This is a genomic window from Rhodococcus sp. Z6_132, from assembly GCF_058133635.1.
In genome coordinates this window covers 803,262-817,162 of sequence record NZ_JBYUNP010000003.1, presented here as the reverse complement: position 1 = coordinate 817,162, position 13,901 = coordinate 803,262, and the positions used below count along the sequence as shown (strand labels likewise).

The 13,901-nt window shown below is 71.8% G+C and carries 11 protein-coding genes; 3 read left to right on the top strand and 8 right to left on the bottom strand.

What is annotated here, in order from left to right; all coding sequences use genetic code 11:
• From fepB to AC3YO9_RS16965, 8 genes are all read right to left on the bottom strand, one after another.
• Positions 1-1,002 (bottom strand): Fe2+-enterobactin ABC transporter substrate-binding protein, encoded by a 1,002-nt coding sequence (fepB, locus tag AC3YO9_RS17000; RefSeq protein ID WP_489984002.1) that lies wholly within the window; start codon positions 1,000-1,002, stop codon positions 1-3.
• Between the two features lie 181 nt (positions 1,003-1,183).
• Positions 1,184-1,891 (bottom strand): hypothetical protein, encoded by a 708-nt coding sequence (locus AC3YO9_RS16995; protein ID WP_489984001.1) that lies wholly within the window; start codon positions 1,889-1,891, stop codon positions 1,184-1,186.
• 13 nt (positions 1,892-1,904) lie between these two features.
• A complete protein-coding gene (locus AC3YO9_RS16990; RefSeq protein WP_127782541.1) occupies positions 1,905-2,459 on the bottom strand; it encodes a TerD family protein in 555 nt (184 codons plus the stop codon).
• Positions 2,460-2,524: 65 nt separating this feature from the next.
• Positions 2,525-3,022 (bottom strand): hypothetical protein, encoded by a 498-nt coding sequence (locus AC3YO9_RS16985; RefSeq protein WP_489984000.1) that lies wholly within the window; start codon positions 3,020-3,022, stop codon positions 2,525-2,527.
• 9 nt (positions 3,023-3,031) lie between these two features.
• Complete coding sequence (locus tag AC3YO9_RS16980) at positions 3,032-4,210, bottom strand: toxic anion resistance protein (RefSeq protein ID WP_127782539.1); 1,179 nt, start codon at positions 4,208-4,210, stop codon at positions 3,032-3,034.
• 174 nt (positions 4,211-4,384) lie between these two features.
• Positions 4,385-5,089, bottom strand: coding sequence for a dethiobiotin synthase (bioD, locus tag AC3YO9_RS16975; protein ID WP_489983999.1), 705 nt, complete (start codon positions 5,087-5,089; stop codon positions 4,385-4,387).
• A complete protein-coding gene (locus tag AC3YO9_RS16970) occupies positions 5,086-6,264 on the bottom strand; it encodes an 8-amino-7-oxononanoate synthase (RefSeq protein WP_489984096.1) in 1,179 nt (392 codons plus the stop codon). Before AC3YO9_RS16970 ends, bioD begins: the two co-directional genes overlap by 4 nt.
• A 29-nt stretch (positions 6,265-6,293) precedes the next feature.
• The gene (locus AC3YO9_RS16965) at positions 6,294-7,613 is read right to left on the bottom strand and encodes an adenosylmethionine--8-amino-7-oxononanoate transaminase (RefSeq protein ID WP_489983998.1); all 1,320 of its coding nucleotides are present in this window, start codon (positions 7,611-7,613) and stop codon (positions 6,294-6,296) included.
• 202 nt (positions 7,614-7,815) lie between these two features.
• Here AC3YO9_RS16965 and glgX point away from each other — a divergent pair, with 202 nt between their 5' ends.
• The 3 genes from glgX (at position 7,816) to AC3YO9_RS16950 (ending at position 13,786) form a co-directional block, all read left to right on the top strand.
• The gene (gene glgX, locus AC3YO9_RS16960; protein WP_127782537.1) at positions 7,816-9,969 is read left to right on the top strand and encodes a glycogen debranching protein GlgX; all 2,154 of its coding nucleotides are present in this window, start codon (positions 7,816-7,818) and stop codon (positions 9,967-9,969) included.
• Positions 9,966-12,329, top strand: coding sequence for a malto-oligosyltrehalose synthase (treY, locus tag AC3YO9_RS16955; RefSeq protein ID WP_489983997.1), 2,364 nt, complete (start codon positions 9,966-9,968; stop codon positions 12,327-12,329). Before glgX ends, treY begins: the two co-directional genes overlap by 4 nt.
• Before the next feature lie 113 nt (positions 12,330-12,442).
• Positions 12,443-13,786: an HNH endonuclease signature motif containing protein gene (locus tag AC3YO9_RS16950; RefSeq protein ID WP_489983996.1), complete on the top strand. Its 1,344-nt coding sequence runs from the start codon at positions 12,443-12,445 to the stop codon at positions 13,784-13,786.
• Positions 13,787-13,901: the final 115 nt, after the last annotated feature.

The following is a 13,901-nucleotide window of genomic DNA, read 5'->3' as shown; positions in this document are numbered from 1 at the left end:
CTAGCTGGCGAACTGGGTCTTCACCAGGTCGACCAGCTGCTTGGCGCTGTAGTAGTCGAGACGGAAGGAGTTGCCCATCGGGTGGACGGCGCCGCTCTTGACTGCGGCGAGGTTGGCCAGCACCGGGGTGGACTTGAACTGCTTCACGGTCTCGTCGGTGCCCGACATCAGCATGACGGTGTGCCCGGTGACGGCCTTGGACAGGTTCTCCAGGGTCACCCAGGCGACGTCGTCCCGCTTCTGCTCGCTGGTGTCCAGCCCGTCGGGCGCCTGCACCACGGTGAAGCCGAGCGCGGTGTAGAGCTTGGCGTGGGTGCCGGTGGTCTTGGCCACCGCGCTGTCCTTGGCGCCGTTGAAGGCCACGATGCTGGTGGTGCCGGTCGGAGCCTTGATCTTCGTGGCAGCGTCGGCGACGTAGGCGTTGAACTCGTCGGTCACCTTCTTGGCGCTCTCCTCCTGGCCGGTGGCCGCGCCCAGCTGGGTGGCCAGGTCCTGCCAGGTCTTGTCGCCGTAGTTCACGACCACGGTGGGGGCGATCGCGCTGAGCTCCTTGTACTGCGGCAGCACGCTGTCGGCGCCGCTGGTGGAGACCACGATCAGGTCCGGCTTGGCCGCGATGACCGACTCGATGTCCAGCGCCAGGTTCGGGTACAGCACCGTGACGCCGCGCTCGTCGGCCACGCTGGCCCACTGGGTGAAGAAGCCCTTGCCGTCGGTGGTGGGGCCGGGCTTGGTGGCCGCGCTCGCGGTGACCGGGGCGCCGATGGCCAGCAGGGTGCCGGTGACGCTCACCGACGTGGAGACGATGTTCTTGGGCTTGGCCGGGATGGTGGTCTCCCCCGCCTCGTGCGTGACCGTGCGGGGCCAGGTCCCGTCGGAGGAGGACGACGCCTCGTTGGCCGTCCCCGAGCTGGGGCTGTCGCTGCTGCTGCAGCCGACCAGCAGGACGGTCGCGGCCGCCAGCAGGGCCACCAACGAGAGTGGCTTGGATCGGAAGGTCACGGAGGCTCTCCTGTCGCGGTAGGACACGGCATCTGCCGGCGCGCCGAACTTAGCCTAGGCTAACTTAAGTAGCAAGCCCCAGAAGTGTCGTGCCCCTGTGGTTCCCGCGATCACCCGACGGCGGTACCGGCCGTCCCGTTCGGACAGTCACCACCCGATCTCCCCGGGTAGCGACGCCCCGTCAGCCGGCCCGGGGCGCCAGGGGTGGCACCCACGTCGCGGCGAAGCCGTAGGCCTTGGCCGCGGCCGCCACGTCAGGAAAGCCGAAGCCCTCCCGACGCACCACCAACTCACCACCCACCTGGTACATCGCCAGCGTGGCCACGGTGGGCACGTGCGTCTCGTGCACCGACTCCACGGTGGACTCGTCGTAGAGGGAGAGCACCGTGGTGGTGGTCGCGGCGGCAGGGTCGAGGCCGTCCACCACCAGCAGCAGCCGGCGCAGCTGGTGCACGTGGCGCAGCCCCACCAGCACCGTGCCGCGGCGCAGCTCCACCAGCGGGCGGCGACCGTGCTCGGGACTCACCCGCACGCCACTGGCCTCCGAGACCACGCCCGAGGTGCCGTCGACCAGCTCCCACACCGCGCACAACCGGCCCTGCGGCACCAGGTCCACCGCCAGCGAGCCGATGGCGCTCTGCCGGCGGTCCAGCACCACCATCGCCGCATCCGGGGTGAGCACCGTGCGACCCCGGACGCGCTCGGCCAGCCGCACCGGCGGCTCGGCGGCAGCGGGTCGGCCCAGCTGCGCGGCGGGGGCCGGCGGACCGTGGCTCAGCGAGAGGGAGCCGACGTCGGGGCGGGCCGGAGCCTGGGCGGCCTGGCCGGGGTGCGGTCGGCGGCGCAGGAAGACGAGGTCGGGGCGGGGACGGGTGCGGTCGACGGCCACGGCAGCGCCCGCCTCAGATCCGCACGTCGAAGTCGTCCGCCACGCCCTTGAGCCCGGTGGAGTAGCCCTGCCCGATGGCGCGGATCTTCCAGCCACCACGGTGGCGGTAGAGCTCAGCGAAGACCATCGCGGTGATCTCGATGCCCGAGCCCTCCTCGATGTCGTAGCGCACCAGCTCCGCCCCGCTGCGGTCGCTGACCCGGATGTAGGCGCTGCGCACGGCACCGAAGTTGCCGGGCTGGCGCAGGTCGGGGTCGGCGTAGACGACGAACACGATCTTGGCGACGTCGGCAGGCACGTTGGCCAGGTCCACCTCGATCTGCTCGACGTCGCCCTCGACGTAGGTCACCGCCCCGTCCGGGGACACCAGCTGGTTGAAGAACACCAGGTGCTCGTCCGACAGCGCAGTGCCGGACTCGCCGCACAGAATGGCTGAGGGCACCAGCTCCACCGCCGGGCCGCGGCTCTGGACCACGTCCCAGCCGAAGCCCACCACCACGGTGCCCAGCGTCGGGATCAGGTCACTGATGGAGGTGTTGCTCCCCCGGATCAGCTTGACCGGCGCCATCCTCACCCCTTCTCGTCGTGCAGCTGTCGAACTGTGGTCGGTATCCGGAAGCGCCGTGCCGTGCCCTACAGCTCCAGGTCGGAGCGGGTGAACTTGCTGCTCAGGAAGCGGCCCTGCACCTCGAGCTGCTGGGCGTCGTGGGCGTACACCGCCTGGGCGAGGTCACGAATGGCCTGCTCCAGCATCCTCATCTGCTCCAGCAGGTCGTCACCCGGGGTGCGCCCGTCGGGTCGAACCTGCTTGGCGTACTGCGGGTTCAGCGAGAGGTAGGCGTTGATGGTGGTGGGCAGGTAGTCGGTGACCATCGACTCGACGGCGATCTCCTCGTCCATCGTGGGCGGGTTGTGCCGCAGGTGCTCGACGAGCGGGATGAGCACGTCCTCGATGCGCCCCAGCTCGGGCAGCGCCGCCACCGGCAGCACCGCCCCGGCCCCCCGCGCGGTCCAGCTCACCTTGCGCAGCTCGGCCCGCATCCGGTCCGGGAAGGGCTTGGACACAGGCGCCGGCTCGGGCTCCGACGGGGTGTGCTCGTCGGAGCCTCGGCCGAACAGCGAGCGCCACATGTGCCGGCGCTACCGCGGGGTGGGCGAGCTGGCCCGCTCCAGGTACGGCCGGGCCTTGACCAGCTGACCCTCCAGCGCGGTCACCGTCTGCTGCATGCTGCCCACGGCCTCCGCGCGGAAGGTGTCCACCGCGTCCATGGTGGCGAAGACGTCGTCGAAGGCCTGCTGCAGCTTGGCCACGTCGATGCTCGACGACGCCGCCTGGTTCTGGATGTCGGTGGAGTTCTGCTTCAGCATCGCCGCGTTGTTGGCGATCACGTTGCTGGTCACCGTGTTCAGCGCGGTGATCTGGGACAGCACCAGGCGCTGGTTGGTGAGTGCCTCGGCCACGATCACCGCGGTGCGCAGCGCGGACAGGGTGGTGGTGCGCGCCCGCTCCACGCCCTTGATCAGCTCCACGTTGTTCTTCTTCACCATGTCCATGGCCAGGTAGCCCTGGGCGGCCACGGCCAGCTGGGTGAGCACGTCCTGGTGGCGCTGCACCACGGCGAACTGCACCTCGGACTTGAACGCGGTGGCCTTGGACGGGTCGGTGGACTCCAGCTCGTCGGCGCGGCGGCCGACGGCGTCGGAGAGCATGTTCAGCAGGTGGGCGTACTCGGTGAGGTCGCCCATCAGCTTCCAGAGGTTGGCCCGCTCCTGCTCGATGGCCGCGTTGTCCTTGCGCAGCTCGTCCTGCCCGGCCGAGAGCGACTTGGTGATGGCGTCGAGCTGGGACTGGGCGCTGCGGTACTTGTCGAAGTACTTGTCGATGCGCTTGCCCGCGGGGATGAAGCCGAGGATCTTCTTGGTGGGCGTGAGGTCGGCCTGGTTGGGGGTGAGCTCCTCCACCGCGCGGCGCAGGTCGGCGAGGGTCTTGCCCACCTTGGCCTGCGGCGCGGAGCTGCTCTTGCCCTCGGTGCCCGCCAGCGCCGAGGACGGGCGCTCGAGCATCCGGTTGGAGACGTTGGCCGAGGCGCGCAGCTCCTCCGCGCCCACCCGGCTGATCTCGTCCACCTTGGCGGCGAGCTCCGGGCTGTTGGGAGCGAGCGAGTCGAGGTCCTTGACGTAGGCGTCGGCCATCTTCTGCAGCTCGCCCACGCGGGCCTCGGGGATGGGCAGCATCCCCTCGGCCTGCTCGACCTCGACCACCGGGACGGCGGCGGGCGGGGTCAGGCTGAGACTCTTCGAGGCTGCGGGTCCTGTCATGTTCCTGTCTCTTTTCTGCTCGCGTGCCCTGCTCCGACAGCGACTGGCTCCGGGGACGCCCGCCTCTGCGCGCGCGCCAAGTCTGCCCCTGACCCTAGATGCTCCGCACCCGACAGTGGTGGCGCGCAAGGCAAAAATGCCGCAATCAGGACACCGATCTGGACGAGCCCCCGGTCAGGCTCGGTCCCGGCGCCAGGTGCCCCCGAGCTCGGGAACCAGCGCCGCACGGGCGAGCTCGGCGAACGCCGCCGGCCGCAGTCCCCCGCTCCCCTCCGGCAGCAGCCCCAGCAGCGGCGCACCGCCCGCCACCGGCAGGTCGTCGACGTTGCACCGCTCGGCGAGGTCGGGCTCGCGAGGCCAGCTGCCCACCAGCACCCCCAGGCACCGAAGGTCCCGCGCGGCCAGCGCTTCCGCAGTGAGCGCCGTGGCGTTGAGGGTGCCCAGCCCCGCGGCAGCCACCACCAGCACCGGCACGTCCGGGCCGAGCAGCGCCGCCAGGTCGGCCAGCGTGTTGCCCACGCCGTCCAGGCGCACCAGCAGCCCGCCGGCGCCCTCCACCAGCACCAGGTCGTGGGTCTGCGCCAGCTCCTGCACCGCCGCGGCCACCACGCCCAGGTCCGGGGCGGCCATCCCGGCGCGGCGGGCAGCGGTGTCCGGCGCCAGTGGCTCCGGGTAGCGGTAGAGCTCGGCGGTGTGCACCGCGGGCACCAGCGCGTGCACCACGTCCACGTCGCCGGGCTCGCCGGGGGCGAGGCCGGTCTGAGCGGGCTTGACCACCGCCACCGTCCGGCCCTGCGCGACCGCAGCCGCCGCCACCGCCGCGGTGGCGATGGTCTTGCCGACGTCGGTACCGGTGCCGCTGACCACCACCACGCTCATGCCGGCACCACCGAGGTGAGCACCTGGTCGAGGACGCTGCGGACCAGGTCCACGTCGTCCTCGCTCAGGGTGGCCCGGGCGGTCAGGCGCAGCCGGCTGGTGCCGGCGGGCACCGACGGCGGGCGGAAGCAGCCCACGTGCAGGCCCAGCTCGCGGCAGCGCTGGGCGGCGGCGTAGGCCACCGCGGGCTCGCCCAGGACCACCGACACCACGGCGGAGGTAGGCACCGGCACACCGGCGGCGGCGGCCAGCTGCCCGGCGCGCACCATCACCCGCGCGGCCCGCTCGGGCTCGGCGCGCAGCACGGCCAGGGCCGCGGCGGCCGCGCCCACCGCGGCGGGGTTGAGGCCGGTGTCGAAGATGAACGTGCGGGCGTTGTCGATCAGGTGCGCCACCACCGGCGCGGCGCCGAGCACGGCGCCGCCCTGGCTGCCCAGCGACTTCGACAGCGTCATGGTGAGCACCACGTCGGGCTCGCCGGCCACGCCTTGCTCCGCGGCCAGCCCGCGGCCACCAGCGCCGCGCACGCCGATCCCGTGCGCCTCGTCCACCACCAGCACCGCCCGGTGCTCGCGGCACACCGCGTGCAGCTCGCGCAGCGGCGCCAGGTCGCCGTCGACGCTGGAGACCGAGTCGCACACCACGATCGCCCGCTCCTCGGTGCGGGCGGCCAGCGCGGCGCGGACCTGCTCGACGTCGTTGTGGGCGGTCACCTGCACCCGGGCGCGGGAGAGCCGGCAGGCGTCCACCAGCGAGGCGTGGCTGCCGGCGTCGGAGACCACCAGCGTGCCGGGCCCGCTCAGCGCGGTGACCGCAGCCAGGTTGGCGGTGTAGCCGGAGGAGAAGACCAGCCCCGCCTCGGTGCCGGTGAAGGCGGCGAGGTCGTCCTCGAGGTCGTGGTGGGCGCGGGTGGAGCCGGTGACCAGCCGCGAGCCGGTGGAGCCGGCACCCCAGGTGCGCAGCGCCGCCTCGGCGCCGGCGACCACCCGGGGGTCGCGGGACAGGCCCAGGTAGTCGTTGGAGGCCAGGTCCAGCAGCGCGTTGTCGGCCTCGCGGGGACGCAGCTCACGGCGCACTCCGGCGGCGCGCCGGGCCTGCTCGTGCCCGGCCAACCAGTGCAGCGACTCGGGCAGGTCAGACGAGGGTTCGGGCTGGTGGGACGGTGACTCGGGCAGCTCCACGGGCAGCCAGACTACGGCGGCGCTCAGGCCCCCGCGGCGGCCACCACGCCGGCAGAGATCCGCGCCACGTCCTCGGGGCTGCTGATGAACGGCGGCATCGTGTAGACGAGGTCGCGGAACGGGCGCAGCCACACCCCGGCGTCCACCGCGGCGGCGGTGGCGGCAGCCATGTCCACCAGGTGGTCGAGCTGCACCACCCCGATGGCGCCGAGCACCCGCACGTCGCGCACCCCCGGGAGCTCGGCGGCCGGGGCGAGGCCGGCGCGCAGCCCGTCGCCGATGGCCGCCACCTCGCCGCGCCAGTCCCGGGACAGCAGCAGGTCGATGGAGGCCGTCGCCACCGCACACGCCAGCGGGTTGGCCATGAAGGTGGGCCCGTGCATCAGCCCGCCGGCCTCCCCCGCCGAGATGGTCCTGGCCACCTCGGGGGTGCACAGCGTGGCGGCCAGGGTGAGGTATCCCCCGGTCAGCGCCTTGCCCACGCACATCACGTCCGGGGCGATGCCGGCGTGGTCGGCGGCGAAGAGCTCACCGGTGCGGCCGAAGCCGGTGGCGATCTCGTCGAGCACCAGCAGCACGTCGTGGCGGTGGCACAGCTCGCGCAGCACCTGCAGGTAGCGCGGGTCGTGGAAGCGCATGCCGCCCGCGCCCTGCACCACCGGCTCCACGATCACCGCGGCCAGCTCGTCGGCGTGCTCGGCGATCATCGTGGCCAGGTGCGCCACGTAGGCCTCGTCCAGCCCGGCCGCCCCCAGCTCGCTGGGCGGGACGTCGGCGAAGACCTGCGGGGTGAGCACGTCGGTCCACAGCGAGTGCATGCCTCCGTCGGGGTCGCACACGCTCATCGGGGTGAAGGTGTCGCCGTGGTAGCCGCCGCGCCAGGTCATCAGCCGGTGCTTGGCCGGCTTGCCCTTGCCGCGCCAGTACTGCAGGCACATCTTCGCGGCCACCTCCACCGACACCGAGCCGGAGTCGGCGAAGAACACGTGCTCCAGCCCGTCCGGGGTGAGGTCCACCAGCCGCTGGGCGAGCTGGGCGGCCGGCTCGTGGGTGAGCCCGCCGAACATGACGTGGCTCATCCGGCCCAGCTGGTCGGTGACCGCGGCGTCCAGCACGGGGTGGCGGTAGCCGTGCACCGCCGCCCACCAGGACGACATCCCGTCGATGACCTCGCGCCCGTCGCCGAGCGTCAGCCGCACCCCCTGCGCCGAGGTCACCACCAGTGGCGCCAGTGGCCCCTCCGCCGCGTCGACGGACTCCGGCCCGGCCGGGTCGAGCGAGACGGCGCCGTAGGGGTGCCAGACGTGGGCGGCGTCGATCGCCAGGATCTCCTCGGGGGTCATGGCACGACGGTAGATCGCGTCACGGTGCTCGTCCCGTCCGGCCACGCACGCTCGTCCCGACCGGCGGGGGTGATTCTGGTGGTGCGCCCGGCACTCGGGAGCGCAGAGGCACACTTTGCGTCACTGTGCGTGGTGAAACGCTGTAACTACCGTCACTGCTGTCGACCTGTGTCAGCGCGGCAGCGCCACTAGTGTTTGACCAATGGCCGATGACACCAAGACCACCGCCCCCTCTGTGTGGCCGGGAAGCGCGTATCCCCTGGGCGCGACCTACGACGGCACCGGCACCAACTTCGCGCTGTTCTCCGAGATCGCCGACGGCGTCGAGCTGTGCCTGATCGACGACGACGGCGCCGAGACGCGCATCCCGCTGATCGAGGTGGACGGCTACGTGTGGCACGGCTACCTGCCGTCAGTGCAGCCGGGCCAGCGCTACGGCTACCGGGTGCACGGGCCCTACGACCCGGCGAACGGGCACCGCTGCGACCCCAGCAAGCTGCTGGTGGACCCCTACGCGAAGTCCTTCGACGGCGACTTCGACGGTGACCCGTCGCTGTTCTCCTACAGCTTCGACAACCCGGAGGAGCGCAACACCGACGACTCCCTGGGCCACACCATGACCTCGGTCGTCATCAACCCCTTCTTCGACTGGGGCTACGACCGCGCGCCCAAGACGCCGTACCACCAGACGGTGATCTACGAGGCGCACGTCAAGGGCATGACGATGACGCACCCGGACGTGCCCGAGGACCAGCGCGGCACCTACGCCGGCCTGGCGCACCCGGCCATCATCGAGCACCTGAAGAAGCTGGGTGTCACGGCCATCGAGCTGATGCCCGTGCACCAGTTCATGCAGGACCAAACGCTGCTGGACAAGGGTCTGCGCAACTACTGGGGCTACAACAGCTTCGGCTTCCTGGCCCCGCACGCGGAGTACGGCCAGCAGGGCCTGCCGGCCGGCTCGGCCGTCAACGAGTTCAAGGCGATGGTCCGCGACATGCACGAGGCGGGCATCGAGGTGATCCTCGACGTGGTCTACAACCACACCGCCGAGGGCAACCACCAGGGCCCGACCATCAGCTTCCGCGGCATCGACAACGCCGCGTACTACCGCTTGGTCGACGGCGACGAGCAGTTCTACATGGACTACACCGGCACCGGCAACAGCCTCAACGTGCGCCACCCGCACACGCTGCAGCTGATCATGGACTCGCTGCGCTACTGGGTCACCGAGATGCACGTCGACGGCTTCCGCTTCGACCTCGCCTCCACCCTGGCCCGCGAGCTGCACGACGTGGACAAGCTCAGCGCCTTCTTCGACCTCGTCCAGCAGGACCCGGTGGTCAGCCAGGTCAAGCTGATCGCCGAGCCGTGGGACGTCGGCGAGGGCGGCTACCAGGTGGGCAACTTCCCGTCCCTGTGGACGGAGTGGAACGGGAAGTACCGCGACACCGTGCGCGACTACTGGCGGGGCGAGGACTCCACCCTCGGCGAGTTCGCCTCTCGGCTCACCGGCTCGTCGGACCTGTACAAGGAGTCCAGCCGCCGCCCGGGTGCCAGCATCAACTTCGTCATCGCCCACGACGGCTTCACGCTGATGGACCTGGTGTCCTACAACGAGAAGCACAACGAGGCCAACGGCGAGAACTCCCAGGACGGCGAGAGCCACAACCGCTCGTGGAACTGCGGCGCGGAGGGCCCCACCGACGACCCCGAGGTGAACGCGCTGCGGGCGCGCCAGCAGCGCAACGTGCTGGCCACGCTGCTGGTCAGCCAGGGCACCCCGATGATCGCGCACGGCGACGAGATGGGCCGCACGCAGCAGGGCAACAACAACGTCTACTGCCAGGACTCCGAGCTGGCCTGGATGAACTGGGCACTCGCCGAGGAGGGCACCCCGGGCGCTGACCTGGTGGAGTTCACCGCCCGGGCGATCGCCCTGCGCAGCGAGCACCCGGTGTTCCGCCGGCGCCGCTTCTTCGAGGGTCGGCCGCTGCGCTCCGGCGAGGAGGTCCGCGACATCGCCTGGCTCACCCCGCAGGGCCGGGAGATGACCCCGGAGGACTGGGACGCCGGGTTCGGCAAGAGCCTGACCGTGTTCCTCAACGGCGACGGCATCCCCTACCCGGACCAGCGTGGTGAGCGCATCACGGACGACTCGTTCCTGCTGTGCTTCAACGCCCACCACGAGGACCTCGACTTCGTGCTGCCCGACGGCGAGTACGCCGAGGAGTGGACGGTGGAGCTGGACACCGCCACCGCCACCGGCGCCCGCGAGGAGGACACCGTGGTGAAGGCCGGGCTCGCGATCAGCGTGACGGCCCGGTCGCTGCTCGTCCTGCGCAAGACCGCATGAGCGCCCCCACCTCCACCTACCGGCTGCAGCTGCACGCTGCCGGTGACGGGGTCCCCGCGTTCGGCTTCGACGAGGCCATCGCCCAGCTGGACTACCTGCGGCGGCTCGGGGTGGGCGCGGTGTACCTCTCGCCCATCCTGAGCGCGGCCGAGGGTTCCCAGCACGGCTACGACGTCATCGACCCGACCACGGTCTCCGCCGCACTGGGCGGCCCCGAGGGGCTGGCCCGGCTGTCGGCGGCGGCGCGGGAGCGGGGGTTGGGCCTGGTGGTCGACATCGTGCCCAACCACGTGGGGGTGGAGACGCCGTCGGAGAACGCCTGGTGGTGGGACGTGCTCCGCCATGGTCGCGACTCCGCCTACGCCAGCTACTTCGACATCGACTGGGCACCGGACAACGGCTGCAACGGGCGCATCGCGCTGCCCGTGCTGGGCTCGGCCACCGACGTCGAGGCGCTGGAGGTCGTCGGTGCCGGCGACGACGCCGAGCTGGGCTTCTACGAGCACCGCTTCCCCGTCGCCCCGGGCACGCTCGGGGGCACCGCCCAGGAGGTGCACGACCGGCAGGCCTACCAGCTGGTGCCGTGGCGCTCCGGGCTGGTGGGCTACCGCCGGTTCTTCCACGTCAACGGCCTCGCCGCGCTGCGCATGGAGGACGAGACCGTCTTCGACGCCACCCACGCGGAGATCCGCCGGTGGGCCCAGGACGGCGTGGTGGACGGGATCCGGGTGGACCACCCGGACGGCCTGGCCGACCCGGCCGGCTACCTGGCCCGGCTGCGCGGGGCCATCGGCGACGACCGCTGGCTGGTGATCGAGAAGATCCTGGCGCCGGACGAGGCGCTGGACACCAGCCTGCCGGCAGACGGCACCACCGGGTATGACGCGCTGCGCGAGGTGGGCGGGGTGTTCGTCGACCCGTCCGGCGCGGAGCCGCTGAGCGCCATCGCGGTGCAGCGCACCGGTGCCGCCGGCGACGCCGAGCAGCTGCACGCCACCGAGCACGAGCTGAAGCTGGGCGTGGCCCGTGCGGGCCTGCGCCCGGAGCTGGAGCGCTGCGTGCGGGCCATCGAGGCCGGCGACGTGGCGCACGAGCAGCTGGTGGACGCCGTGGTGGAGCTGGTGGCGGCGGTGCCGGTGTACCGGGCCGACTACCCGTCCCTGGCCGGGATGCTGCCCGCCGTGGTGGCGCAGGTGAGCGTCGCCCGGCCAGAGCTCTCGGCTGCGCTGTCCCGGGTGAGCGCTGCCCTGGTCGCCGGCGGCGAGGCGGCCACCCGCTTCCAGCAGGTGTGCGGGGCCGTCACCGCCAAGGGCGTGGAGGACTGCCTGTTCTACCGCACCAACCGGCTGGTGAGCCTGCAGGAGGTGGGCGGTGACCCTGGCCGCTTCGGCGTGAGCCCGGCGGAGATGCACCTGGCCTTCGCCGAGCGCGCCACCCTGTGGCCGGCGGCGATGACCACGCTGAGCACCCACGACACCAAGCGCGGCGAGGACGTCCGGTCGCGCATCGCGGTGCTCTCGGAGGTGCCGCAGCTGTGGGCGCAGGCCCTGGAGCGCTGGGAGGAGGTCGCCCCCTCCCCCGACGGTGGAATGGGCTCGTTCCTGTGGCAGAACATCTTCGGGGTGTGGCCCGCGGACGGTCGCACCGCCGCGGACGTCCCGCAGCTGCGGGAGCGGTTGCACGCCTACGCGGAGAAGGCCGCCCGCGAGGCGGGTACCCGCACGGAGTGGAACGAGGTCGACGAAGAGTTCGAGCAGGCCATGCACACCTGGATCGACCAGGTGCTGGACGGTCCCGTCGCCGCCTCGATGGGACAGCTGGTGGCTGACCTGGCTCCCCGCGGGTGGTCGAACTCGCTGGGCCAGAAGCTGCTGCAGCTGGCCGGGCCGGGCGTGCCCGACGTCTACCAGGGCACCGAGCTGTGGGAGGACTCCCTGGTCGACCCGGACAACCGCCGCGAGGTGGACTACGACCGACGCTCCAAGCTGCTGTCCACCTTGGACACGGTGCCACCGGTCGATCCCTCCGGGGCGGCCAAGCTGTTGGTGGTGAGCAAGACGCTCAGCCTGCGGCGGGAGCGGCCGGAGTCCTTCGTCGGCGGCACCTACGCACCGGTGCTCGCCGAGGGTGAGCAGGCCGAGCACCTGGTGGGCTTCTCCCGCGGGCCGCAGGGCGACGCGGCTGACGTCCTCGCGCTGGCGACCCGGTTGTCGGTGACCCTCGGCGACTGGGGGTCCACCACGGTGGCGCTCCCGACGGGTGAGTGGACCGATCGGCTCACCGGGCAGTCGTACCGGGACAAGCTGTCGCTGGCCGAGGTGTTCGGCCGCCTGCCGGTGGCGCTGTTGGTGCGCAGCTAGCTCGCACCGTCGCTTCGCTGAACCGCCGCCTCCTGCATGGGGGCGGCGGTTCTTTTCTGCGTCGTTGCTGGTCAGGGGCGGAAATTGTCGGGGCAGGGTCTTATGCTTCGAACATGAGTTCGAGTGGCGCAGCGGTGGCAGTGGAGGACCTCCCCGCCGAGGTCGCCTCGCTGCTGGCTGAGCACGCCTCAGTGGTGGCGCGGCTGCAGCAGCTGCCGCTGGCCGGGCTGTCCGATGCTGGGGTGTTGACGGTCTGCCGTGAGGTGGAGCGGGTACACCGGATGAAGCCCACGGTGGACCACCGCCTGATTGTGGAGATGGAGTGCCGTTCCCTGGCCACGGTGTTCCTGGCCCGCGGGACGGCGGGGTTGCTCTCTGAGACCCTGCATCTGGACGTGCAGGAAGCGCGAGCCCGGGTACGTGCTGCGCAGCTTCGAGGTCCGCGGACCTCCTTTACTGGTGAGGACCTCGGTCCGCTGCAGCCCGCTACGGCAGCAGCCGAAGCCGCTGGGGCGATCTCGCCGCGCCACGCTGACATCGTCGCCAAGACGATGCACGACCTGCCCGCATCCCTGGACACCGAAACCATCGGCCTGGTCGAGCAGACGCTGGCCGCGCAAGCCTGCGCCCTGCGGCCCTCCGAGCTGGCCAAGGCCGCGGAACGACTGACCGCCTACCTGGACCCGGACGGGCGGGAAACGTCCGACGCCGATCGCGCCCGGCGACGGGGATTCACCATCGGCCGGCAGCGCCCGGACGGAATGAGCCGCATCAGTGGTGAGCTGGATCCGATGACCCGGGCGCTGGTGGACGCGGCGTTCTCCGCGGCAGCGCGGCCCGTCACCGAGGACGGGAGTCCGGATCCGCGGAGCGCCGCCCAGCGCAACCATGACGCGTTGGCCACGTTGTGTCGCAACGCGCTGGCGGGCGGTGAGCTGCCCAGCAACCGCGGGCTGCCGGCGACGGTGGTGGTGACCATGGGACTGACGGACCTGGAACGCCGGGCGGGCACGGCCCGCACCGCCTCCGGCGGGACAGTGCCGGTGCGTGACGTGCTGCGCATGGCGGCTGATGCGAAGTGGCTGCCCTGCGTGCTCGACTCTGCCGGACAAGTCCTGCACCTCGGCACCGGGCAACGACTGGCGTCCTCGGCGCAACGCCTGGCCCTGTACGCCCGCGACCGCGGCTGCACCCGACCCGGCTGCGAGATGCCCGCCCAGTGGACCCAGGTCCACCACCTGACGGAGTGGCAACATGGCGGCCCCACAGACCTGCACAACTTGGCGCTGGTCTGCCCGTTCGACCACCGGCTCATCACCCACGAAGGCTTCACCGTCCGCATGGGTAGCCACGGCCGCATCGAGTGGATCCCACCCCGACACCTCGACCCCGACCAACGACCACGCACCAACCCGATCCACCACCCACCCGACCTCAGCGACCCCGATCCGCCCTGAGCAGGCCGGGGGGCGGAGTCAGCTCAGCCCGACGGGCTGCGGAGCCACGGGGCCAGCAGCCAGCTCAGCCGCGTGGTGAGCAGCGCGGTCGACGGGTCGTGCCCGTGGCGCACCA

Bases quoted from the DNA above. Each gene is read 5' to 3' on its own strand.
- bioD (WP_489983999.1), bottom strand. From the start codon at position 5,089: ATGAGCGTGGTGGTGGTCAGCGGCACCGGTACCGACGTCGGCAAGACC.
- treY (WP_489983997.1), top strand. From the start codon at position 9,966: ATGAGCGCCCCCACCTCCACCTACCGGCTGCAGCTGCACGCTGCCGGT.
- AC3YO9_RS16985 (WP_489984000.1), bottom strand. From the start codon at position 3,022: ATGTGGCGCTCGCTGTTCGGCCGAGGCTCCGACGAGCACACCCCGTCG.
- AC3YO9_RS16965 (WP_489983998.1), bottom strand. From the start codon at position 7,613: ATGACCCCCGAGGAGATCCTGGCGATCGACGCCGCCCACGTCTGGCAC.
- AC3YO9_RS16950 (WP_489983996.1), top strand. From the start codon at position 12,443: ATGAGTTCGAGTGGCGCAGCGGTGGCAGTGGAGGACCTCCCCGCCGAG.
- AC3YO9_RS16980 (WP_127782539.1), bottom strand. From the start codon at position 4,210: ATGACAGGACCCGCAGCCTCGAAGAGTCTCAGCCTGACCCCGCCCGCC.
- AC3YO9_RS16990 (WP_127782541.1), bottom strand. From the start codon at position 2,459: ATGGCGCCGGTCAAGCTGATCCGGGGGAGCAACACCTCCATCAGTGAC.
- glgX (WP_127782537.1), top strand. From the start codon at position 7,816: ATGGCCGATGACACCAAGACCACCGCCCCCTCTGTGTGGCCGGGAAGC.